A 23,226-nucleotide genomic window follows, 5' to 3' on the forward strand; every position below is an offset into this window, starting at 1 on the left:
GGTCACCGGATCGCTCCGGCGACGTGTGCCTTACTTTACCGGATCCCGAGAGCACTCGAGATCGGCATCGAGGTGGAGACGGGATTTGAACCCGTGTACGCGGCTTTGCAGGCCGCTGCCTCGCCTCTCGGCCACTCCACCAGGTGTTACCGAGCGGACGACGGGATTCGAACCCGCGACCCTCACCTTGGCAAGGTGATGCTCTACCAGCTGAGCCACGTCCGCGTGCCGGTTCACCCGGCCACGCACAGACTCTAGCGCGTTCCGTGCCCGGCCGCGTACACAGCACGGGGTGGGCTGTCATTGATTGCGCTTTTTGCCGGAATATTGCCGCGGATTGCGGTGGCCGGCCGGCCGGGTGCGGTGCGCGGTTCGCCCGGAGCGGACGCCGATGGGAACGCGGCGGAAATGTCACCGCCGCGCCGTAGATTGGGCGCCCGTCAGTACGTGGAAGGAGTTCCCCGGTGACCGTCCCGGCTTCCCAGGTGTCCGGCCTCGCGGCCGGTGTCCCGTTCGTCGCCGTCCCGCCGTCCGCCGTCCCGCCCCGGGAGGCGCCCGTGGTGGTGACCTGGCACCTGCTGGACGCGCCGCGCACCGAGTCCGCCATGGCCGCCGCGCTGCCGATGGCCGGCCTTCCGGCCTGGCGCGTCCATCTCGGCCTGCCGATGTGCGGCTCCCGGATGCCCCCCGGCGGCTGGGACGAGGTCATGGCGCGCGCCTTCGACGACGCCGTGCTGAAGCTGCACAGCCCGATCGCCGTCCAGGCGGCCGAGGAGTTCCCGGCCGCGCTGGCCCACCTGCGCAAGGAGCTGGACCTGGCCGGCGGGCCGCTCGGGCTGGTCGGCGGCTCGCTCGGCGCCGCCGTGGCCCAGCTGGTCGCGATCGAGACCGGTCCGTCGGCCGGCCTGGAGGTGGCCGCGGCCGTGCTGGTCAGCCCGGTCGTCCGGCTGCACGACGTCGTGACGGCCATGGGCCGGCACTTCGGCACCGGTTACACCTGGAGCGAGGAGGCGCGGGCAGCGGCGGCCCGGCTGGACTTCCTCGCCCGGGCCGGCGAGCTCGCCGCCGCCGGGCAGCCGGCGATCCGGCTGGTGGTCGGCACCGAGGACGACGCCGAGGGCTTCCTGGAGCCGGCGCGGCTGCTGCGCGACGAACTGGCCGCACGGTACGCCGACCCGGCGCGGGTCGACCTGCACACCGTGGCGGGCATGGGGCACGCGATCGCCGAGGAGCCGGGCATGGCGCCCGCCCCGCAGACGCCGCACGCCGCCGAGGTCGAGCGGCTCGCCGCCGCCTGGCTGCGCGCCCACCTGCCCGGAGCGGCCGGGGCGGTGGCATGATCGGTCCGCGGGAGATCGCGCTGCTGCGGCTGGCGGCCCAGGGGCTGGCCGGGCCGGGGGAGCCGACCCCGGCCGCTGCGGTGCGCCGGCTGGCCGCGATGCAGGCCCAGGAGCGGCCCGGCGCGCTCACCTCGGTCGCGCTGCGCACCGCCGGCGGCACCCGCGAGGCGGTGCTGGCCGCGCTGGACGCGGGCGAGGCGGTCACCTCCTGGCCCATGCGCGGCACCCTGCATCTGGTGCCGGCCGAGGACCTGCGGTGGATGCTGGAGCTCACCGGCCCCCGGCAGCTCGCCGTCGCGGCCCGCCGCCGGGCGGAGCTGGAGCTCGACGAGGCCGCGCTCGACCGGGCCCGCGAGGTGGCGGTCGCCGCGCTGTCCGGCGGTGGCCGGTTGCGGCGGGCCGAGCTGTACGAGCTGTGGACCGCCGCCGGGGTGCCGGCGTCCGGCTCGCGGGGCTACCACCTGCTCGGCCACCTGGCGCAGACCGGCACCGTCTGCTTCGGCCCGGCCGCCGGCGGCGAGCAGCTGGTGGTGCTGGTGGCCGAGTGGATTCCCCGGCCCCGCCGGCCGGAGCGCGAGGAGGCGCTCGGCGAGCTGGCCGAGCGCTACTTCCGCGGCCACGGCCCGGCGACCGCGCGCGACTTCGCCCGGTGGACCGGCCTGCTCGCCGCCGACGTCCGCGCCGGGCTGGCGCTCGCCCGGCCCCGGCTGGCCCGCCTGGAGGTCGACGGCGTCGAGCATCTGATGGCGCCGGAGACCCCTGACCTGCTCGCCGCGCACCGGGACCAGGCTCGCGGCACGTTCCTGCTGCCCGGCTTCGATGAGCTGCTGCTGGGCTACGCCGACCGCACCGCCGTGCTGCCGGCGGAGTTCGCCGGGCGCATCGTGCCCGGCGGCAACGGCATCTTCCAGCCGACGGTGGTGGACGACGGCCAGGTCGTCGGCACCTGGCGGCACGCCGGCCGGGCGGGGCGGCGCGAGCCGGCCTTCGTCCCGTTCACCGGCTTCCGGGACGGGCTGGCCGCCACGCTGGCGGAGGTGTACGCGGCGCTGCCATGAGGCCGGCCGCAGGCGGTCCGGCCGGGCGAGGCCACCGGCATCGGCGGTACCGGTCGCCTGGCCAGGATCATGGTGATTGGCGGCGCCACCGGCGGGTAGAAGCGCAAGCGGTGCCGGCCGGCGGTCGGATGGTGGAGTTCGCGCGTAATCTTGCCCGATTTCGGGCAGGATTCTTGGCGTGTCTCCAGATTCCTGCGTAAAGTCCTGGCCTGTGGCCACGGCGCGGCAGCCATTCGACGATCTGATCACCCATCTCGTCCGGACCAGTTCCCTCGGACCGGGCGAGGCGGCGCGCGTCGTCGCCGAGGTCGTGGCGTACTTCTCGGAGTCGGCCGAGGAGTACGTGCGCCGGCGGCACGGGGAGATGAAGGCGCGCGGGCGTACCAACGAGCAGATCTTCCCGGTGATCGCCGCCGAGCTGGCCGCCCGCCCGGTCGCGCCACCCGGTCTTTCGCTGCGCCAACTGCGCCGCATCGTGTACGGCTAGCAGCCATAGGAGAGCAAGATGTGTGGAATTGTCGCCTATATCGGTCCTAAGGACGCGGCGCCGATCCTGCTGGAAGGGCTGCAACGCCTGGAGTACCGCGGCTACGACTCGGCCGGCCTGGTGGTGAACAACAAGGGGCTCAAGGTCCGCAAGGTCAAGGGACGGGTCGCCGACCTGGCCGCGGTGGTGCCGGCCCGATTCAAGGGCGGCGGCGGCATCGGGCACACCCGCTGGGCCACCCACGGCATGCCCAACGACGTGAACGCCCATCCGCACCTGGACAACAAGGAGCGGATCGCCGTCGTGCACAACGGCATCATCGAGAACGCCGGCGAGCTGCGGGCCAGGCTGACCGCGGACGGCGCCGAGTTCGTCTCCGAGACCGACACCGAGGTGCTCGCCCACCTGATCGCCCGCACCGTCCAGGACGCCGGATCGCTGGAGGAGGCGGTCCGCACCGCGCTCAAGAGCGTCGTCGGCACCTACGGCATCGCCGTGCTCGACGCCGAGCGGCCCGGCGAGATCGTGGTGGCCCGCAACGGCAGCCCGATCGTGCTCGGCATCGGCGAGCGCGAAATGTTCTGCGCCTCCGACGTGGCGGCGCTGGTGCGCTACACCCGGCAGGTCGTGCACCTGGAGGACGGCGAGCTCGCCGTGCTCAAGGCCGACGGCTTCCGCACCTTCACCATGGACGCCCGGGTCACCTCCAAGGAACCGCTGACCGTCGACTGGGACGCCGGGCACTACGACACCGGCGGCTACGAGCACTACCTGCTCAAGGAGATCTCCGACCAGCCCGAGTCGGTGGCCCGCACGCTCAGCGGGCGGCTGGACGACCGGTTCCACATCGCCCACCTGGGCGGCCTCAACCTCGACGCCCGCGAGACCCGCGCGTTCCGCCGCGTGAAGATCATCGGCTGTGGCTCGGCCTACTACGCCGGCCAGATCGGCGCCCAGCTGATCGAGGAGCTGGCGCGCATCCCCGCCGACGCCGAGCCGGCGTCGGAGTTCCGCTACCGCAGCCCGGTCGTCGAGCACGACACCCTCTACGTCGCGGTGAGTCAATCGGGGGAGACCTACGACACCCTGGCCGCCGTGCAGGAGCTCAAGCGCAAGGGCGGCCGGGTGCTCGGCGTGGTCAACGCGGTGGGCAGCGCCATCGCCCGCGAGGTCGACGGCGGCGTCTACCTGCACGCCGGCCCGGAGGTGTCGGTCGCCTCCACCAAGGCGTTCATCTCGACGGCCGTCGCGTTCGCTCTGATCGCCCTGCACTTCGGGCGGGTGCACGACCTTTCCCCGGCCGACGGGCGCCGCATCGTCGAAGGGCTGCGCCGGCTGCCCGACCAGATCCAGGAGATCGTCGAGCAGAACGAGGCGATCGAGGCGCTCGCCCGCAAGTACGCCCCCCACCCGAGCATGATGTTCGTCGGCCGGGTGCGCGGCTACCCGGTCGCCCGTGAGGGCGCCCAGAAGCTCAAGGAGATCTCCTACGTACACGCCGAGGCCTACCCGGCGAGCGAGCTCAAGCACGGGCCGCTGGCCCTGATCGGGCCGGAGATGCCCACCGTCGCGATCGTGCCGGACGACGAGCTGCTGGACAAGAACCTCACCACCCTCGGCGAGATCCGCGCCCGGGGCGGCAAGGTGCTCATGGTCGGCCACCGGGTGCCGGACCCGCACCTGGCCGAGGACGCGATCGTGGTGCCGAAGAACGAGCCGGAGCTGGACCCGATCCTGCTGTGCATCCCGCTGCAGCTGCTCGCCTACCACGCCGCCGTCGCGCTGGAGCGCGATGTCGACAAGCCCCGCAACCTCGCCAAGAGCGTCACCGTCGAGTGACACCGGCGCCCGGGCGCGCCCCCACCCCGCGCCCGGGCCGTCACCGGCCACGGCGGACCAGAACGCACCGCCGCCGGTCGCTCGTCGGCCGCGACGCTCGGCGCCGGGCCGGGATGGCCGTAAGTGCGATCTGATGGCAGGCGCACGCTCGGATCTCCGCCGGGCGCGGTCAATCGGCGTGCCACGGATCGATGACCTCGACTCCCGTTCCGTGGAAGTCCTTGATGTTGCGAGTGGCCAGCGCGGCACCGTGGGTCCGACAGATGGCGGCGATCTGCGCGTCGAACCCATCGATAGGCAGGCCCGCACGTTCGCGTTCGGTCACCACGACCGCGTATGGCCGGGCCGCGGCCGCGTCGAACGGCAGCACCTGTTCCTCGAACGTGGCGAACACCTCATCGGCCACGGTCTTCAATAGCTGCTTGCGGTTTCCGTCGGGTAGACGCTCGATTCCGAAGGTGACCTCGGCGAGCGTCACAGATGTCGTGTATAACTCGCGGCCGGGCTGCGAACGAACCCAATCCACCACCGCCGCCGATGGCTGTGATCTCATCAGTTCGGAGATCACGTTGGTATCGAAGACGATCATGGGGCGAGGTCCGCCGCACGTACCGGCGTGGACCGCGCGGGCAACTCCAGGTCGACTCCGCCGACGGCGCTGAAGCGGTCGAGGAGTGCCGTCATCAGACCTTCCGACTCCGACGGCTCGCTCACCGCCTCGGTGAGGATGGCGCGGATCTCCGACTCCATCGACCGGCCATGGCGCGCCGCCCTGACTCTCAGACGACGCTTCACCTCTTCGTCCAAACTCCTGATGCTGACAGCCGCCATCAATCCCTCCTCTTTGCTATCAATGCTAGCACCCAGAATGGGTGTCAGTTGCGCCACCCTCGCACCCGTGCCCAAGTCGAGATGCTGTGTCGACCCCGAGCAAGTCCGGAGTGCGCTGGTCCGCGCCGCTTGGTCGTGCGCAACCAACGGCCTGGGTCGCGTGCCGTCCCTGCATCGACGACGACGCCAGGGCACGGGAGTGCATCACGTTGATAGACGGGGAAGTACGCCGGCGTGGGCGGCGGCGTGGGCGGCGTCGGCGGCGCGGTCGGCGACCGTCTCGTCCACCGGCTCGCCGGAGATGAACAGCCGGTAGTACAGGGGGGCGACGGCCACCCGGACCACCTCGGCCGCGTCGACCCCGGCCGGCAGCTCGCCACGCTCGGTGGCGCGGGTCACCAGTACCGCCGCCTGGGCGTTCCGGCCGGCCAGGAAGCGGTGCAGCGCGGCGGCGGTGGCCGGGTCGCGCACCGCCGCCGCGATGAACGCGCGGGCCACCGGCCCGTCCTGTGGGTCGGTGAAGTGGCTGACCACCAGCCGGCACAGGGCGCGCAGGTCGCCGCGCAGCCCGCCGGTGTCCGGCACCGGCCACGGCTCGCCGCCGGCCGCCTCCAGCGCGTCGACCGCCAGCCCGGCCACCGTGCCCCACCGCCGGTAGACGGTGGTGCGGTGCACGCCGGCCCGGGCCGCGACCGCGTCCACCGTCATCTCCTCGAACCCCCCCTCGGCCAGCTCGGCGAGCGTCGCCGCGCGCACCGCCGCGCGCACCCGGGCGCTACGCCCCCCTGGCCGCCGCCCGCCGCCGTCGCTCCCGGGGGTGCCGATCTCATGGGTGCCACCAGAGCCGCCGGCCCCGTCGCCGTGCCCGCTCATGCCGGACCCTCCCTTCCGGCCCGCCGGCCGTCCCACGGACCGGTGCCGATCGTAATCCGGGTTGCGGACCGTCCGCGGATCTGCGAGAGTCAGCTTAACGCAACTCTGTAGCTTTAAGGAGAGGGTGAAGGATCATGGAGTTCCCGGCGGACGTCATCACCATCCGAACCTGCGAGCACCGGGAGATCCCCCCTGTCCACCCAGCTGGCCCTGCGGGGCGTTAGCAAGTCCTACGGAGACCGGCAGGTCCTCGACGAGGTCTCCTTCACCATCCGGCCGGGCGAGCGGGTCGGCGTCGTCGGCGAGAACGGCTCGGGAAAGTCCACGCTGCTGCGCCTGGCCGCCGGCCTGGAGCGCCCGGACGACGGCGAGGTGACCGTCGTCGCGGCCGGCGGCGTCGGGCACCTGGGCCAGACCCTGGACCTGCCACTCGAGCACACCGTCCAGCAGGCGATCGACCGGGCGCTGGCCGGCCTGCGCGCCATGGAGCGCCGGATGCGCGAACTGGAGGCCGCGATGGCGGCGGCCGGCGACGGCGTGGCGGCGGCCGGGCTCGAGGAGTACGGCGAGATCCTCGCCGGCTACGAGCTGCGCGGCGGCTGGGAGGCCGACGCCCGGGTGGCGAAGTCCCTGCACGGCCTCGGTGTCGGGCACCTTGGCCGCGACCGCGCGCTCGGCGGGCTGTCCGGCGGCGAGCGGGCCCGGCTCGGGCTGGCCTGCCTGCTGGCGGCCTCGCCGGAGGTCCTGCTGCTGGACGAGCCCACCAACCACCTGGACGCCGCCGGGCTGGCCTGGCTGGAGGATCGGCTGCGTGCCCACACCGGGACGGTGGTGGCGGTCTCGCACGACCGGCTGTTCCTGGACCGGGTGGCCGGCGCGATCCTGGAGGTCGACGGCGGCGGGGTGACCCGGTTCGGCGGCGGGTACGCCGGTTACCTGGCCGAGAAGGCGGCGGCGCGGCAACGCTGGGAGCAGGCCCACCAGGCCTGGGTCGAGGAGGTCGCCCGGGTCGAGAGGTTCGCCGCCACCACCGCCCACCGGGTGGCGCCCGGCCGGGAGATGAAGGACCGCAACAAGCCGGCCTACGACCGGGACGCCGGCCGGGTGCAGAGCTCGGTGGCCAGCCGGGTGCGCCAGGCCGAGGTGCGGCTGCGCCGGCTCCGCGAGCACCCGGTGCCGCAGCCGCCCCCGCCGCTGCGCTTCGCCGGCCGGTTCGACGGCGGGGCGGCGGGCGGGCCGCTCGCCGAACTGCGCGACGTCCGGGTCGGCGACCGGCTGGCCGTCACCGGGTTCCGGGTGCTGCCCGGCGAGCGCATTCTGGTCCAGGGACCCAACGGGGCCGGCAAGTCCACCCTGCTGCGGGTGCTGGCCGGCGAACTGCGCCCCGACCGCGGCGAGGTGCGGCGGTGCGGCCGGATCGGCCACCTGGTCCAGGAGGGCGAGTACTCGAGGCCCGGGCGGCCGCTGCTCGCCGCGTACGCGGCCGGGCGGGCCGGGACGCTGGAGGAGCACGGCGAGCGGCTGCTCGGCACCGGCCTGTTCCGCGCCGCGGACCTGGCCATCCCGGTCGGCCGGCTGTCGGTCGGCCAGCGGCGCCGCCTGGACCTGGCCCGGCTGTTGGCCGGCGAGCACGACCTGCTGCTGCTGGACGAGCCGGCCAACCACCTGTCCCTCACCCTGGTCGAGGAGCTGGAGCAGGCCCTTGCCGCCTACCCGGGGGCCGCCGTCGTCGTCTCCCATGACCGGGCCCTGGCGGCGAGGTTCACCGGCACCCGGCTGCAGATGCGGGCCGGTCGCCTGCACCGCACCCACGAAGGAGTACCGCAGCCATGTTGATCGAAGAGTTCGCCGTCGCCCAGGAGACCGGGACCCTGGCCCGCCTCGCGCCGCGCTGACCGGCCGGCGTCAGCCGGCCGGGCGCGGCCGCTCGGGGGCGGCCGCGGCCGGGGCGTCCAGCGTCTCGGGCAGGCCGAACCAGCGGAACAGCCGGGGGTCCAGGAAGTTGACGGCGCGGGCGACCCGGCCGCCGGCCAGGGTGAGCACCTGCAGGTTGAACGCCCGGAAGGGGGAGCCGCCGGTGCGCAGGTAGCCGGCGAACGCGGGCCGGCCGCCGGCGCGCACCGGGACGAGCCGCTGGTCGCCGGGCCCGGCCGGGCAGTGGGCGAGCAGGTGCCGGCCGATGTGTTCGGGGCCTTGGTACCAGGTTTCGTGCGGCGGCATCTCCCAGACCGCGTCCGCGGTGAACAGCTCGACCAGGGCGGGGATGTCCTTACGCTCGAAGGCGGTGACGTAGCGGTCGAGCAGTTCCCGGTCACCGGCCGACCCCTGCTCGTCGGTGGTGTCCCTCTCGGCCGGGGCCGCCCGGTCGAGCTGGGACCGGGCCCGTTGCAGGATGCTGTTCACCGCGACCGGCGTGGTGTCCAGGACCTCGGCGACCTCGGCGGCCCGCCACTGCATGACCTCGCGCAGCAGCAGCACGGCCCGCTGCCGGGGCGGCAGGTGTTGCAGCGCGGCCACGAACGCCAGCCGCACGCTCTCCCGGGCGAGGACGACCGCCGCCGGGTCGCCGCCCGGGGCGCCGTCCAGCAGGGCGTCGGGGAACGGCTCCAGCCAGCCGATCTCCGGCCGGGCCGCGGGCAGGTGCGCCGCCCCGTCGCCCGGCGCGCTCAGGTCGGCCGGCAGCGGCCGGCGGCGGCGGCCGTCCAGCGCGGTCAGGCAGGCGTTGGTGGCGATGCGGTACAGCCAGGTGCGCAGCGACGACCGGCCCTGGAACCGGTCGTAGGCCTGCCACGCCCGAAGGTAGGTCTCCTGCACCAGGTCTTCGGCGTCGTGCATCGACCCGGTCATCCGGTAGCAATGCGCCAGCAGCTCGCCGCGGAAGGGCGCCGCCGCCAGAGTGAAGTCGTCCTGGACCGGCTGCTCCGCCATGCCACCTCCCAAGGCCGGCCCGGCCCGCGCCGGTCGTCCGCTCTGTATATCCGGCCCCGCCGACAGAATCGGCGCCACCTGGCCCGGCCGGTACCGGTGTTCTCTCCCATTCCCCACGAAGTATTTACATTTCGGACATCCGGTTGGCATACTCAGGGCACTGTAAGCGCTTCCAGTCGCCGGGTCCGGTGACAGATCAAGGTGTAAGCGCTTACATCGACAGGAGGGTGGATGGACGAGCGAGAGGCCGCGGCGGAGGCGCCGGGCGGGGTGACGATCTACGAGGTCGCGCAGCGCGCCGGCGTGTCGATCGCCACCGTGTCGCGCACGCTGCGCGGCACCGGGCCGGTGGCCGGGCCGACGCGGGAGAAGGTCCTGCGGGCCGTCCAGGAGCTGCGCTTCACGCCGAGCCGGGCCGGCGTCAGCCTCGCCGAGGGCCGGCACGCGGCCAACGGCATCGTCTTCCCCAACCTGTCCGGCCCGTACTTCGCCGAGGTGCTCATCGGCTACGAGGAGGTCGCCTCGGAACTCGGCCGCTCGGTGATCATCCTGTCCACCAAGGGACGCACCGCGATCCGCGACCTGGTGCGCGAGCTGGCCCGCCGGGTGGACGGCCTGGCCGTCTTCGGCAGCACCGTCCCGGCCGACCTGGTCGACGAGCTGGCCGCCTCCGGGCCGCCGCTGGTGCTCATCTCGCACGCCGAGCGGGCCGGCGCCTGCACGCTGCGCAGCGAGAACATCCGGCCGGCCGCCGAGCTGGCCCGCCACCTGCTCGACCACGGGCACCGCTCCTTCGCCTTCCTCGGCGCTCCGTACGCCACCGGCGACGACGTCGACCAGCGCTGGCAGGGCGTGCGCGGGGTGCTCGGCGACGCGGTGCGCCCGGTGCTCACCGACGAGTACACCGTGGACAGCGGCCACGCCGCGGCGCTGCGCCTGCTGGCCGGTCCCGACCGGCCGGACGCGGTGATCTGCTCCGACGACGAGGTGGCGCTCGGCGCCATCCTCGCCGCCGAAGAACTCGGCCTGGCCGTGCCCGGTGACGTCGCCGTCACCGGCTGGGACGACATCATGGCCGCCCGGCACGCGCGACCCGCGCTGACCACGGTGCGCCAGCCGATGCGCGAGCTCGGCGCCGGCGCCGCGCGCACCCTGGACGCCCTCATCTCCGGAACCGGTGCCGCCGGCGCGCACCGCGTCCTCGACACCGAGCTGATCGTCCGCGGCAGCTGCGGGCCGCATCCCCCAGGAGGTCTCCGAAAGTGAAAGCACGTACCACCAGGGCGCTCGCCCTGCTCGCCACCGGGCTGGTGCTGGCCGGCTGCGGCCGGGGCACCGACGGCGCCGCCGAGAAGCCCAAGGACGTCAACACCACCGCCCAGGCGACCGGCAAGCTGAACGTCTGGGCCATGGGCACCGAAGGCGAGGCGCTGGACGCCTTCGCCAAGAAGTTCGAGAGCGCCAATCCCGGGATCGAGATCACCGTCACCCCGATCGGCTGGGACGTGGCGCACGACAAGATCATCTCCTCGGTGGCCGGGCGCAGCACCCCGGACATCAGCATGATCGGCTCCACCTGGATGGGTGAGCTGGCCAAGTCCGGCGCCGTCGACCCCACCCCGGGCAACCTCATCGACAAGGCGGCCTTCTTCCCCGGTGCCTGGAGCACCGTCGACGTCGACGGCACCGCGTGGGGCGTGCCGTGGTACGTCGAGACGCGGGTGCTCTACTACCGCAAGGACCTGGCGGCCAAGGCCGGGGTGAAACCGCCCGCCACCTGGGAGGAGTCCAAGACCTTCGTCAAGGGCCTGAAGAAGGCCGGCGCGGGCCAGGGCATGCAGATCAACTACACCGTCGGCTCCTGGCAGGAGCTGCTGCCGCTGGTCTGGCAACAGGGCGGCTCGATCAACGGCCCGGACGGCGGCTGGACCTTCGACACCCCCGAGATGGTCAAGGCGCTGGAGCGGACCAAGTCGTACTTCGACGAGGGGCTCAGCACCAGCAAGGTCGACCCGGCGTCCTTCCCGGCCAGCTTCTTCAAGGGCGAGGTCGGTGCCTTCCACTCCGGCCCGTGGATGATCGCCGGCATGGAGAAGGACGGCGGCGACGGGTTCGCCGAGAAGTTCGACGTCGCTCCGTACGCCAAGGGCCCGGCGGGCGGCACCAGCTTCATCGGCGGCAGCGACCTGGTGGTCTTCAAGGACTCCGGCGCCCGCGACGCCGCCTGGAAGTTCGTCAAGTGGCTGACCGAGCCGGAGACGCAGGCGGCGTGGTTCGACACCGTCAAGGCCCTGCCCAGCGTCCAGGCCGCCTGGCAGCGTCCCGAGCTGACCGCCGACCCGCGGGTCGCCGTCTTCGGCGAGCAGCTCAAGGACGCCAAGACCCCGCCGCCGGTGCCCACCTGGGAGCAGGTCGCCAAGGCGATCGAGCAGCAGATCGAGCGGGTCGTCCGCGGCAAGACCACCCCGGCCGAGGCCGCCAAGGCGATCCAGTCCCGCGCCGAGACGGTCGGCACCGGTCTGTGATGGCCGCGGTCGCCTCCGAACGGGCATCGGCCCGGCGCGGCGCCCGGTCCGGCGCCCGCCGGCCGGACGCCCCGCCGCGCCGCACCGGCCGGGCCTGGCTGTTCTGCGCGCCGTTCCTGCTGGTGTTCGCCCTGATGTACGCGCTGCCGCTGGTCGCCGGCCTGCTGATGGGCTTCACCGACATGCGCAGCACCGACGTGCGCAACCCGTTCGCGGTGAACTTCGTCGGCCTGGCCAACTTCGAGCGGCTGTTCCAGGACGACACGATGCGCCGTGCCGCGACCAACACGCTGTTCTTCGTGGTGGCCACCACGCCGCTCACCGTGGCCGCCGGGCTCGGCGCGGCCATGCTGCTGAACTCCGGCATCGGCCGGCTGCGCACGTTCTTCCGGCTCGGCTACTACCTGCCCTACGTGACCAGCATCATCGGCATCGCGGTGGCCTGGCGGCTGCTGCTCGACCCGCAGGCCGGCCTGCTGAACCAACTGCTCGGCATGATCGGCGTCGACGGCCCGGCCTGGCTGCTGGACGACCGCACCGCGCTGCCCGCCCTGGTGGTGATGACCGCCTGGCGCAACTTCGGCTTCGACATGGTGGTCTTCCTGGCCGCGCTGCAGGGCGTGCCGCGCGAGCTGCACGAGGCGGCGCACGTCGACGGGGCCGGCGCCTGGGCCAGGTTCCGCGCGGTCACCCTGCCGATGCTGCGGCCGGCCATCCTGTTCTGCGGCGTCTACAGCGCGGCCGGCTTCATGCAGTTCATGGAGGAGCCGCTGGTGATGACCCGCGGCGGGCCGCTCGACTCCACCCTGTCCGCGTCCCTGGCGATCTTCAACCAGTTCGGCGCCGGTGACTACGGCTACGGCGCGGCGGCGGCGACCATCCTGTTCACCGTCATCGTCGCCTTCTCCTTCGCGCAGTTCCGCTGGCTGCGCCCCAACCGGTGAAAGGCGGGAGGCCTGAGATGACCCGACTGCGGACCGCCATCCGGTACGCCGCGCTGACCGCCGGCCTGGCCATCGTGGCCGGCCCGTTCCTGTGGACGCTGCTCGGCTCGTTCAAGACCGACGCGGAGATCCGCCGCGAGCCGCCGACCTTCCTACCACTGCGGTGGATCGCCGACAACTACACCAGCCTGCTGGAGCGGATGGACGTCGTCACCGCGACGTTCAACAGCGCGGTGGTGGCGGGCGTCGTCGTGGCCTCCAACCTGCTGTTCTGCTCGCTGGTCGCCTACGCGCTCACCAAGCTGGACTTCGGCGCGGGCCGGCTGGTCTTCGGCCTGGTGCTGCTGCAGATGATGGTGCCGGCCATCGTGCTGCTCATCCCGCAGTTCGTCACGGTGGCGAGCCTCGGGCTGGCCGATACCTACGCGGGCATCGTGCTGCCCGGCCTGGTCACCCCGCTCGGCGTCTTCCTGATGCGGCAGTTCATGGGCGAGATCCCCGACGAGATCGTGCACGCCGCCCGGGTGGACGGCGCGGGGGAGTTCCGCATCTTCTTCCGCGTCGTGCTGCCGCTGTGCAAGCCCGTGCTGGCCACCCTGGGCCTGATCACGTTCATGGCGTCGTGGAACAACTTCATCTGGCCCGCGGTGGTCGCCCAGCACGAGGACATGTACACCCTGCCGGTCGCGCTGGCCAACCTGTCCACCCGGGAGACCGCGCACTACGGGGTGCTGCTGGCCGGCGTCATCGTCGTCATCACCCCGGTGCTGCTGCTCTTCGTGCTGCTCCAGCGCTACTTCGTCCAGGGCGTGGCCACCGCCGGCCTGAAATAGCCCCCGACAACCCCCCGAGGTACTCACATGCGCACCACCGTCCTGGCCTGCTCCCTGGCCCTCGCCCTGACCACCGCCGTCCCGGCCGCCGCCGCGGCCCCGCCCCCCGCCACGGCGGCCCCGCCTCCCGCCGCCGCGGCCGGGCGGCCCGGGCACGTCCCCCAGGCACCGGCACTGCGCCGCTACGCGGCCGACACCTGGCGCTCGATCGCCGCCATGGTGGAACCCCGCACCGGGATGCCGTCGGACAAGGTGTCCGGCGACCTGCGCACCCGGGCCAAGGTCACCTCGCCCACCAACATCGGCACCTACCTGTGGAGCACCCTGGTCGCCCGGGACACCGGCCTGATCACCCGCGGCCAGGCCACCGACCGGGTGCGGCGCGCGCTGGACGGGGTGGCCCGGCTGGACCACGACACCGCCACCGGCCTGTACTACAACTGGTACGACCCGGCCACCCTGGCGGTGGTGCGCACCTGGCCGGAGACCGGTGACCCGGTCCGCCCGTTCGTCTCCAGCGTGGACAACGCCTGGTTGGCCGCCGGGCTGATGATGGTGAAGAACGCGGTGCCCGGGCAGGCCCGGCGGGCCGGCGAGCTGCTCGGCCGGATGGACCTCACCGCCTTCTACGACCCGGCCGGTCGCGCCGACGCCGGCACCGGCCTGATGACCGGCGGCTACTGGCCGGACAAGCCGGACGGCTGCTCGCAGGAGACCGACTACGCCGGCACCGGCCGCACCGTGTACTCGACCTGCCACCGCTACGGCGCCATGTCCGAGACGCGCATCGTCAGCTACGTCGCCATCGCCCTCGGCCAGGTGCCCGCCGAGCACTACTTCGGGCTGTGGCGCACCTTCCCCGACACCTGCGACTGGAGCTGGTCGGACCAGAAGCCCGAGGGGGAGTGGCGCACCTACCGCGGCGTCAAGGTCTTCGAGGGCACCTACGGCTACCGCGGCATGCGCTTCGTCCCCAACTGGGGCGGCAGCATGTTCGAGGCGCTGATGGTGAACCTGGTCGTCCCGGAGGAGACCTGGGGCGCGCGCAGCTGGGGCCGCAACCACCCGGTGTTCGTCGCCGCGCAGATCGAGCACGGCATGAACGAGGCCAAGTACGGCTACTGGGGCTTCTCGCCGTCCAACGACCCGGCCGGCGGCTACCGCGAGTACGGCGTGGACCCGCTCGGCATGGACACCGACGGCTACACCTCCGACGAGGAGCGCACCTCCACCGACCCCGGCTTCGGCGACTGCCGGCCCGGCAAGCCGGACCCCGAGCGGTACGGCGACGGGGTGGTGACCCCGCACGCCTCGTTCCTGGCGCTGCGCTACGCGCCGGACGCCGCGCTCGCCAACCTCGCCGCGCTGCGCGACCGGTTCGACTCCTACGGCCCGGGCGGCTTCTACGACGCGGTCGCGGTGCGCAGCGGCCGGGTGTCGCGCGAGTACCTGGCGCTGGACCAGGGGATGGTGATGGGCGCCCTCGGCAACGCGCTGGCCGGTGACGCGCTGCGCCGCTACTTCACCCCGGGCGGCCCGCAGCGGCTGCTGCGGCCGGTGCTCGGCCTGGAGGAGTGGGCGGTGCGCCGCGGCTGACCGCCGACGGCCGGGCCGCCGCCATGACGACACGTCCGCAACGACGATCGGGGAGATCGAATGACCCAGCCCGCGAAGTCCGCGCTCAGCGACTGGCGCGAGCGCATCTACCGCGGCTCGGGCGACGCCGGGGCGGCCGGCACCGTGCCTGCCGCGCCGCCGGCGCCGTCCGGGCTGCGCGCCGAGGCCGGCGCCGGGCAGGTGACGCTCACCTGGGAACCGGTGGACGGCGCCATCGGCTACCTGGTGCACCGGGGCACCGGCCCGGACGGCCCGTTCCTCACCACCAAGCAGCCCGACGTGGACGTGCCCGCGGTGCCCGGCACCCGGTACGTCGACACCACCGGCAGCCCCGGGGAGACCGCCTACTACGTGGTGGCCTCGCTCGGCACCATGGAGACGGTCGGCGAGTTCGGCCCGCCGGTCTCCGGCACCCCGCTCGCCGGCGGCTCCCGGGCGGTGGCGGTGCGGGTGGACGCCGGCCGGGTGACCCGGCCGCTGCCCCGGCCGTGGCGGCCGATGATCGGCTCCGAGCACCTGTCCCACCTGCTGTCGGCCGACCGCACCGGCGGCCGGCCGATCGGCGCCGAGCTGGCCCAAGCGCTGCGCATCATGCGCGAGGAGCTGGGCGTGGCGGCGGTGCGCGCGCACGCCATCCTCGGCGACGACCTCGGCGTCTACCGCGAGGTCGACGGGGAACCGGTGCACGACTTCACCGGGGTGGACCGGGTCTACGACACCCTCACCGGCCTCGGCCTGCGGCCGGTGGTCGAGCTGGGCTTCATGCCGCGCGACCTGGCCCGCGACCCGGAGGCGACGGTCTTCGAGTACCGGGCGATCATCTCGCCGCCCAAGGACTACGACCGGTGGGGCGACCTGGTCCGGGCCCTGGTCGAGCACCTGGCCGGCCGGTACGGCATCGAGGAACTGGTCCGGCACTGGTCGTTCGAGGTGTGGAACGAGGCCAACCTGGAGGTGTTCTGGGCCGGCACCCCGCAGGAGTACTTCCGGCTGTACGACGTGACCGCCGCCGCGGTCAAGAGCGTGCACCCCGATCTGCGGATCGGCGGCCCGGCCAGCGCGGCCAATGGCTGGGTCGAGGAGCTGCTCGCGCACGCCGGCCGGTCCGGCGCCGCGGTCGACTTCGTCTCCACCCACACCTACGGCAACGCGCCGCTGGACTGGCGCCCGGTGCTCGCCCGGCACGGCCGGGACGGCACGCCGATCTGGTGGACCGAATGGGGTCCTACCCCGACGCACTTCCACGGCATCGGCGACGGCCCGTTCGGCGCGGCGTTCCTGCTGCACGGCATGAAGTCGGCCGCCGGCCGGGTGGCGGCGCTGTCGCACTGGGTGGCCTCCGACCACTTCGAGGAGCTCGGCCGGCCGCCGCGGCTGTTCCACGGCGGGTTCGGGCTGCTCACCGTGGGCAACCTGCGCAAGCCGCGCTACTTCGCGCTCGCGCTGGCCGAGCGGCTCGGCGAGCACGAGCTGGCCGCCGAGACCTCCGGCGACGTCGCCGGGGTCGAGGTGTGGGCGGCCCGGCACGACGACGGCCGGATCGGCGCGCTGGTGTGGAACGGCACCCTGGACCAGACCCGGGCCGCCGGCGCGCCGCTGCTGGACCGCCGGGTCGCGCTGACCGTGCACGGCCTGCCCGACGGCCGGTACCTGGTCACCCACCACCGCATCGAGGCCGGCCGCTCGGACGTGCGGAGCGTGTGGGAGTCCATGGGCGGCGGCGACTGGCCGGACGAGGAGCAGTGGGAGCGGCTCGCCGCGCGCAACACCCTGGACGAGCTGCACCGGCCGGTCGAGGTCATGGCCGTCGGCGGCACGCTGACCGTCGCCTTCGACCTGCCCATGCCCGCCGTCTCCGCCGTCGAACTCCACCCCCTCCCGCCGGACGGCACCGCCTGACCCGGAACTCGTCGCGGGACGTCCGCCGCCGGGGTGACCTCCAGAGCCGGTACCCGGCGGGCCGCCGGGCGCCCCGGCCGCCGACGTGCCGTTTCACCCGCGGTCGTGCGTGACGTCCGGCACCGATGGACGTCCGCCCCGGCGCGTACCGCGGTCCGCGCCGGGGCGCCGGCCGGTGCCCGCCGCCCGGCCGGAACGGACGCCGGGGCAGAATGGCCGGGTGAGGATTCCGGTCGTCGTCGTGCCGCTGGTGAGCGGCGCGACGTACCGGCGTGGCGTTCACCTGCTGCTCGGCGGGGTGCTGCTGCTGCCGTACCTGATGACCGGGGTGGCGTTCGCCCGGATGTTCGCGGTGCCCCGGGCGCCCTACGGCCTGCTCGCCCTGGTGCTGGCCCTGGCGGTCGCGGTCGGAGCGGTGCCGCCGTTCCTGCGCGGCACCCGGGCGCTGGAGATCACCGCGGCCCGGTCGCTGCTCGGCGTCCCGCTGCCCGACCCGCCGCCGGTCCCCGAGCGGAGCCGGGCCGCCCGGGAGACCCGGGTGCGGGCGGCGCTGTGGTTCGCCGTGCACCTGGCGACCGGCGGGGTGGTGGGCGCGCTGGTCTCCATCCCGGCGGTGCTCGGCGTCGTGCTGGCCGTCCAGTGGTTCGGCCTGACCGGTGACGCGCTCGCCGGGCTGCGGCTCGGCCCGCTGGACGAGCACGACTCGGCCTGGCTGGCCCTGCTCGGCATCGCCATGGTGGTCGGGGTGATCTACGCGGTGGCCGGGCTCGGCGCGCTGGCGGCGGTGATGGCCCCGGTGCTGCTCGGGCCGTCGCCGGCCGAGCGGATCGCCGCGCTGGAGGCGCGGGCCGCCGAGCTGGCCGAACGCAACCGGCTGGCCCGCGAGCTGCACGACTCCATCGGGCACGCGCTGACGGTGACCACCCTGCAGGCCGCGGCGGCGCTGCAGGTGCTCGACCGGGACCCGGCGTTCGCCCGCCAGGCACTGGCCGCCATCGAGGACACCGGCCGGGCCGCCGCCGCCGACCTGGACCGGGTGCTCGGCATGCTCCGCGAGGGCGGCCCGCCGGCGTCGCACCACACGCTCGCCGACCTGGACGGGCTGGCCGGGCACTCGCGCGGCACCGGCATGGACGTGCGCACCGAGATCCGCGGCGAGCTGTCCCGGTTGCCGGCGCCGGTCTCCCGGGAGGGGTACCGCATCGTCCAGGAGAGCCTGACCAATGCGCTGCGGCACGCCGGCCCGGTCCCGGTCACCGTGCGCGTCACCGTCGAGCCGGCCGCGCTGGTCATCGACGTGGCCAACCCGCTCCGCATCGTCCGGCGCGGTGGCAGCCCGGCGAGGAGCGCCGCGGCGGATGGCGGGATGGCCGGTGGCGCGGCGGTGGATGGCGAGATGGGGGGCGGCGAGGCGGACGGTGGCCTGGCTCGGGTCGCGCCGCCGGAAGGCGGGCGCGGGCTGGCCGGGATGCGGGAGCGGGTGACGCTGCTCGGCGGCGCCATGACGGCCGGCCCGGACGGCCGCCGGTGGCGGGTCGCGGTCCGGCTCCCGGTACCGGCCCCGGCGGGGCCGGGCGACGGCGACCGCCGGGACGGCCGGGGAGGCCGGGACGCACGGGATGGACGGGAGGGGTCGTGACGGTCCGGGTGGCGATCGTGGACGACGAGGAGCTGATCCGGGTGGGCCTGCGCGTCATCATCGACGCGCAGCCCGACCTGGAGGTGGTCGGCGAGGCGGCCGACGGGGCCGAGGTGATGGCGATGGTCGCCCGCACCCGGCCGGACGTGCTGCTCATGGACGTGCGGATGCCGGCCATCGACGGCATCGAGGCGACCCGGCGGTTGCTGGCCGCCTCCGCCGAGCCGCCCCGGGTGCTGGTCATCACCACCTTCGAGAACGACGATTACGTCTACGAGGCGCTGCGCGCCGGCGCGAGCGGGTTCGTGCTGAAGCGCACCCCGCCGGCCGAGGTGGTCCAGGCGGTGCGGGTGGTGGCCCGCGGCGAGTCGCTGGTCTTCCCGGCGGCGATCCGCCGGCTGGCCGGCGCCCGCGGCCCCGGCGGCGCGGAGAGCCCGGCGGCCGGCCGGCTGCGCCGGGCCAGGCTGACCGAGCGCGAGGAGCAGGTGCTGCGGCTGATGGCCGCCGGCCTGTCGAACGCGGAGGTCGCCGCCGAACTGGTGGTGGGCGCGGAGACGGTCAAGACGCACGTCGGGAACATCCTTGGCAAGCTCGGTGCCCGTGACCGGACCCAGGCGGTGATCGTCGCCTACGAGTCCGGCTTCGTCTCCCCGACCGCGTAGGACCGCGAGTCCTCGATCGCCGGGTACCGCGAGCGGGAAACCTTCACCGGGTGGACGCGCGGCGGTGCTGAACGTTTCAGACGTTCATGTATGTGAAAGCTTTCCCGCCCACCGGACCGACCGATGTCACAGGTGGCAGGCGCCTCATCACCGGGGTGGCCGGACCAGGGCGCGGCCGGGGTGACCTCCCCATTGACACGCCCCGCGATCGTTCCTACCTTCCCCTCAGTTCAACTACATGTATGTCGTACATATATGTGAATGTTCTTCGAACAGACAAGGGGTCGACGTGGGCGTGGGAATGAAACGAACGGGCGCCGCGCTCGCCGCTACGGCGGCGGTGGCCGTGGTGCTGGCCGGCGCGGTCACCGGTGCGGCGGGGGCGGCCGCGGCGCCGGCGCCGGGCACCTACACGGTGGTCAACGGCGCCAGTGGCCTGTGCCTGGACGCGCCGGGCACCTCGGCCGGGACCCAGCTCGTGCAACGGCCGTGCGACGGCAGTGCCGCCCAGGCGTGGACCCTGGCCGCGTCCGCAGGCGGCATGAGCCTTATGGCGGGGAGCGGTGGCCGGTGCGCGGGCGTGCGGGGCGCGAGCACCTCGGCGGGCAAGGCGGTGGAACTGCAGGACTGCACCGGCGCTTCCTCGCAGAGCTGGACGTTCACCGCGTCCGGTGCGAAGTACCGCATCGTCAACGTCAACAGCGCCAAGTGCCTGAACGTCAAGGACGGCTCCAGCGCGCCCGGCGCCCTCGTCCAGCAGAACTCCTGTGACTCGGCCACGTCCAAGCAGTGGACGGTGACCCCCACCGGCACCACGCCGACCCCGACTCCCACGCCGACCCCGACTCCCACGCCGACGCCGACTCCCACGCCGACGCCGACTCCCACGCCGACGCCGACTCCCACGCCGACGCCGACTCCCACGCCGACCCCGACGCCGACCCCATCGGCCGGCGAGTTGTACGTGGCGACCAATGGGGACGACGCCGCCCCCGGGACGGTGACGTCCCCGTTGCGGACGATCCAGCGGGCGGTGGACCTGGTCCAGCCTGGTCAGACCATCGTCATCCGCGGCGGTACCTACGCGCCGAGCACCAACATCAAGCTCAACAAGGACGGCACGGCCGATCGGCCGATCACCGTCCGCAGCCGGCCGGGCGAACGGGTGATCATCGACGGCGAGAACATGCCGTACACCCCGGGCGCGGTGGGCTCCAGCATCCCTCGCGCCGATCGGGGCGCCATCCATATCGAAGGCGACCACTGGCGGCTGGCCGGGCTGGAGATCATCCACGGGGCATACGGGATCTTCGGCGTGGACACCAACGACAACGTCTTCGACCGGCTGGTCACCAGGGACAACTACGAGTCGGGCCTGCACCTGCAGGGCTCGTCGAGCGGCAACCAGATCGTGAACCTGGACTCCTACGGCAACCGCGACCCGCGCAAGAACGGCGAGAGCGCCGACGGCCTGGCCATCAAGGAGGGCAGCGGCAGCGGCAACATCGTGCGCGGCGCCCGGCTGTGGAACAACTCCGACGACGGCCTGGACCTGTGGATGTTCCTCTCGCCGATCACCATCGAGTCGTCGGTGGCCTGGGGCAACGGATTCAACCGGTGGAACCTGCCCGACTACGTCGGCGACGGCAACGGATTCAAGCTCGGCGGCGGCCCCGACGCGGTGGACCCGCCGACCGACCACGCGATCCACAACTCGATCGCCTTCGACAACGCGGTCGGCGGGTTCATCGACAACGGCAACTCCGGCCGGATCGCCGTCGACCACAACACGGCGTGGCGCAACGGCGGCACCGGTTTCAACTTCGCCCGGTCCGGCTCGGTCCTCACCAGGAACCTGGCGGTGGCGAACCAGACCCAGGTCTCGCTCGGCACGTCGTCGGGCTCGGGCAACTCGTGGGACCTCGGCGGCAGCTGGACGCTCGCGAGTACCGACGCGAGCACCATCACCGGGCCCCGGGCGGCGGACGGTTCCATCCCCTCCTCGCCGTTCCTGCGCCCCGCCAACGGCGCGGACGTCGGCGCCCGGATCTGATCCCGGCCCTCTCCCGCACCCCTCCGGCGCCGGTCGTACCGGCGCCGGGAGACGAACGCACCAACACCGGAAAGACGAAGGTGAGATCAGGATGAGACGAGTGAGCGCGCTGCGATTCCAGGCGGCGCTGGCCGCGACGGCCGTCGCGGGCGCCATCGGGGTGGCCGTGCCGATGTTCCAGGCGTCGGCGGCGGCCGGCGGCGCCACCGGGTTCGCCTCCAGCAACGGCGGGACCACCGGAGGCGCGGGCGGCCAGACGGTGCGGGCCACCACCGGCACCGCGATCCACGCGGCGCTGTGCGGCCGGGCCAGCAGCAGCACCCCGATCACCATCCAGGTGGAGGGGACCATCAACCACGCCAACACCGCCAAGGTGTCCGGCGGGAGCTGCAACACCGCCGCCGGCGTGATCGAGCTGAAGCAGATCAGCAACGTCACGATCATCGGGGTCGGCGCCGGCGCCGTCTTCGACCAGGTGGGCATCCACATCCGGGAAGCCAGCAACATCATCATCCAGAACGTGACCGTCCGGAACGTCAAGAAGTCCGGTTCGCCCACCTCCAACGGCGGCGACGCCATCGGCATGGAGAGCGACGTCCGCAACGTCTGGGTCGACCACGTCAACCTGGAGGCCTCCGGCGGGGAGGCGGAGGGTTTCGACGGGCTGTTCGACATGAAGGACAACACCCAGTACGTGACCCTGTCCTACAGCGTGCTGCGCAACTCCGGTCGCGGCGGGCTCATCGGGTCCAGCGAGAGCGACCGCACCAACGGGTACGTGACCTTCCACCACAACCTGTACGAGAACATCGACTCCCGCACGCCGCTGCTGCGCGGCGGCATCGCGCACATCTACAACAACTCCTACGTCAGCCTGCACGAGTCCGGCATCAACTCCCGGGCCGGGGCGCGCGCCAAGGTGGAGAACAACTACTTCAAGGACTCCAAGGACGTCCTCGGCACCTTCTACACCAGCGAGGCCGGCTACTGGCAGGTCGGCGGCAACATCCTCGACAACGTGACCTGGTCGGCCCCCGGCAGCGAGACCAACCCCGCCGGGCCGAACCTGCAGTCCACCACCACCGTGAGCATCCCGTACGCCTACACCCTGGACGGGGCGAGCTGCGTGCCGGCCATCGTCCGCCAGACGGCGGGCGCGAACAAGGGCATGCCGGTGTCCAACGGCAGCTGCTCGGCGCAGAGCCCGACCCCGACGCCGATCAGCCCCACCCCGACGCCGACGCCCACCCCGCCGGTCACGCCGACCCCGACCCCGTCCGCCACCCCCACCCCCGGCGGGACGAACCTGAGCATCGGGGCCGGCTCGGACGGCTCCAGCAAGGCCGACGGCACCAGCTACGGCAACGTGCGGGACGGGAACCTGAGCACCTACTGGTCGCCCGCCGGCTCGACCGGTGACATCTCCATCAAGTGGGGTTCCGCCCAGGCGGTTTCCTCGATCGTCATCCGCGAGGCGGCCGGCTCGGCGGGCGCCATCGGCTCCTGGCAGGTCCTCAACGGCGACACCGGTGCCGTGCTGAAGTCCGGCAGCGGGGCGGGCGCCATCACCTTCGCCCGGACCACGCTGAAGAAGATCACCTTCCGGATCACCGGCGCCTCCGGCACCCCCAAGGTCGCCGAGTTCGAGACCTACGCCGGCTGACCGGCGCGGACGGCCGCCGGGCCCGCGATCCGCTC

General features: G+C 73.4%; 19 protein-coding genes and 2 tRNA genes. 15 read left to right on the forward strand and 6 right to left on the reverse strand.

Annotated elements, in window-relative coordinates; translation table 11 throughout:
* Positions 1–70: 70 nt before the first annotated feature.
* Both Sru01_RS26145 and Sru01_RS26150 read right to left on the reverse strand, forming a co-directional pair.
* Positions 71–141, reverse strand: a tRNA-Cys gene (locus Sru01_RS26145).
* 11 nt (positions 142–152) lie between these two features.
* Positions 153–225, reverse strand: a tRNA-Gly gene (locus Sru01_RS26150).
* A 239-nt stretch (positions 226–464) separates the two neighbouring features.
* Here Sru01_RS26150 and Sru01_RS26155 point away from each other — a divergent pair.
* The 4 genes from Sru01_RS26155 to glmS all read left to right on the forward strand — a co-directional run bounded on the left by Sru01_RS26155 (position 465) and on the right by glmS (position 4,724).
* Positions 465–1,340: an alpha/beta hydrolase family protein gene (locus Sru01_RS26155; RefSeq protein WP_203990762.1), complete on the forward strand. Its 876-nt coding sequence runs from the start codon at positions 465–467 to the stop codon at positions 1,338–1,340.
* Complete coding sequence (locus Sru01_RS26160; protein ID WP_203990766.1) at positions 1,337–2,398, forward strand: winged helix DNA-binding domain-containing protein; 1,062 nt, start codon at positions 1,337–1,339, stop codon at positions 2,396–2,398. The genes Sru01_RS26155 and Sru01_RS26160 overlap by 4 nt, the downstream gene beginning before the upstream one ends.
* Positions 2,399–2,609: 211 nt before the next feature.
* Positions 2,610–2,885, forward strand: coding sequence for a hypothetical protein (locus Sru01_RS26165; protein WP_203990769.1), 276 nt, complete (start codon positions 2,610–2,612; stop codon positions 2,883–2,885).
* An 18-nt stretch (positions 2,886–2,903) separates the two neighbouring features.
* Entirely contained in the window at positions 2,904–4,724 is a 1,821-nt protein-coding gene (gene glmS, locus Sru01_RS26170) for a glutamine--fructose-6-phosphate transaminase (isomerizing) (protein ID WP_203990772.1), read from the forward strand.
* Positions 4,725–4,893: 169 nt separating this feature from the next.
* On the opposite strand, the gene Sru01_RS26175 is transcribed toward glmS, so the two are convergent.
* From Sru01_RS26175 to Sru01_RS26185, 3 genes are all read right to left on the reverse strand, one after another.
* Positions 4,894–5,313, reverse strand: coding sequence for a type II toxin-antitoxin system VapC family toxin (locus Sru01_RS26175; RefSeq protein ID WP_203990775.1), 420 nt, complete (start codon positions 5,311–5,313; stop codon positions 4,894–4,896).
* Complete coding sequence (locus Sru01_RS26180; protein WP_203990779.1) at positions 5,310–5,555, reverse strand: FitA-like ribbon-helix-helix domain-containing protein; 246 nt, start codon at positions 5,553–5,555, stop codon at positions 5,310–5,312. The genes Sru01_RS26175 and Sru01_RS26180 overlap by 4 nt, the downstream gene beginning before the upstream one ends.
* 204 nt (positions 5,556–5,759) lie before the next feature.
* Positions 5,760–6,428 (reverse strand): TetR/AcrR family transcriptional regulator, encoded by a 669-nt coding sequence (locus tag Sru01_RS26185; protein ID WP_203990781.1) that lies wholly within the window; start codon positions 6,426–6,428, stop codon positions 5,760–5,762.
* Positions 6,429–6,620: 192 nt separating this feature from the next.
* Here Sru01_RS26185 and abc-f point away from each other — a divergent pair, with 192 nt between their 5' ends.
* Positions 6,621–8,264, forward strand: coding sequence for a ribosomal protection-like ABC-F family protein (gene abc-f / locus Sru01_RS26190; protein ID WP_373869547.1), 1,644 nt, complete (start codon positions 6,621–6,623; stop codon positions 8,262–8,264).
* Positions 8,265–8,333: 69 nt separating this feature from the next.
* On the opposite strand, the gene Sru01_RS26195 is transcribed toward abc-f, so the two are convergent.
* A complete protein-coding gene (locus tag Sru01_RS26195) occupies positions 8,334–9,356 on the reverse strand; it encodes a sigma-70 family RNA polymerase sigma factor (protein ID WP_203990783.1) in 1,023 nt (340 codons plus the stop codon).
* 231 nt (positions 9,357–9,587) lie between these two features.
* On the opposite strand from Sru01_RS26195, the gene Sru01_RS26200 reads away from it, so the two are divergent.
* The 10 genes from Sru01_RS26200 to Sru01_RS26245 all read left to right on the forward strand — a co-directional run bounded on the left by Sru01_RS26200 (position 9,588) and on the right by Sru01_RS26245 (position 23,191).
* Positions 9,588–10,622: a LacI family DNA-binding transcriptional regulator gene (locus Sru01_RS26200; RefSeq protein WP_203990785.1), complete on the forward strand. Its 1,035-nt coding sequence runs from the start codon at positions 9,588–9,590 to the stop codon at positions 10,620–10,622.
* Positions 10,619–11,881, forward strand: a complete 1,263-nt coding sequence (locus tag Sru01_RS26205) for an extracellular solute-binding protein (RefSeq protein WP_203990787.1) — start codon at positions 10,619–10,621, stop codon at positions 11,879–11,881. Before Sru01_RS26200 ends, Sru01_RS26205 begins: the two co-directional genes overlap by 4 nt.
* Positions 11,881–12,825, forward strand: a complete 945-nt coding sequence (locus Sru01_RS26210) for a carbohydrate ABC transporter permease (RefSeq protein ID WP_203990789.1) — start codon at positions 11,881–11,883, stop codon at positions 12,823–12,825. The genes Sru01_RS26205 and Sru01_RS26210 overlap by 1 nt, the downstream gene beginning before the upstream one ends.
* A 17-nt stretch (positions 12,826–12,842) precedes the next feature.
* Positions 12,843–13,658, forward strand: coding sequence for a carbohydrate ABC transporter permease (locus tag Sru01_RS26215; RefSeq protein WP_203990791.1), 816 nt, complete (start codon positions 12,843–12,845; stop codon positions 13,656–13,658).
* A 27-nt stretch (positions 13,659–13,685) separates the two neighbouring features.
* A complete protein-coding gene (locus Sru01_RS26220) occupies positions 13,686–15,254 on the forward strand; it encodes a glucoamylase family protein (RefSeq protein ID WP_203990794.1) in 1,569 nt (522 codons plus the stop codon).
* A 60-nt stretch (positions 15,255–15,314) separates the two neighbouring features.
* Positions 15,315–17,174, forward strand: coding sequence for a GH39 family glycosyl hydrolase (locus tag Sru01_RS26225; RefSeq protein WP_203990797.1), 1,860 nt, complete (start codon positions 15,315–15,317; stop codon positions 17,172–17,174).
* 220 nt (positions 17,175–17,394) lie between these two features.
* Entirely contained in the window at positions 17,395–18,813 is a 1,419-nt protein-coding gene (locus Sru01_RS26230) for a sensor histidine kinase (RefSeq protein WP_203990800.1), read from the forward strand.
* Entirely contained in the window at positions 18,810–19,475 is a 666-nt protein-coding gene (locus Sru01_RS26235) for a response regulator transcription factor (RefSeq protein ID WP_203990803.1), read from the forward strand. Before Sru01_RS26230 ends, Sru01_RS26235 begins: the two co-directional genes overlap by 4 nt.
* Before the next feature lie 301 nt (positions 19,476–19,776).
* Complete coding sequence (locus Sru01_RS26240) at positions 19,777–21,528, forward strand: right-handed parallel beta-helix repeat-containing protein (RefSeq protein WP_203990807.1); 1,752 nt, start codon at positions 19,777–19,779, stop codon at positions 21,526–21,528.
* Between the two features lie 91 nt (positions 21,529–21,619).
* Positions 21,620–23,191 carry a pectate lyase family protein gene (locus Sru01_RS26245; RefSeq protein WP_203990810.1) on the forward strand — a complete coding sequence of 524 codons (1,572 nt, stop codon included), beginning with the start codon at positions 21,620–21,622 and terminating at the stop codon, positions 23,189–23,191.
* Positions 23,192–23,226 lie beyond the last annotated feature (35 nt).

The sequence above is a fragment of the Sphaerisporangium rufum genome (assembly GCF_016863395.1).
GTDB lineage: Bacteria > Actinomycetota > Actinomycetes > Streptosporangiales > Streptosporangiaceae > Sphaerisporangium > Sphaerisporangium rufum.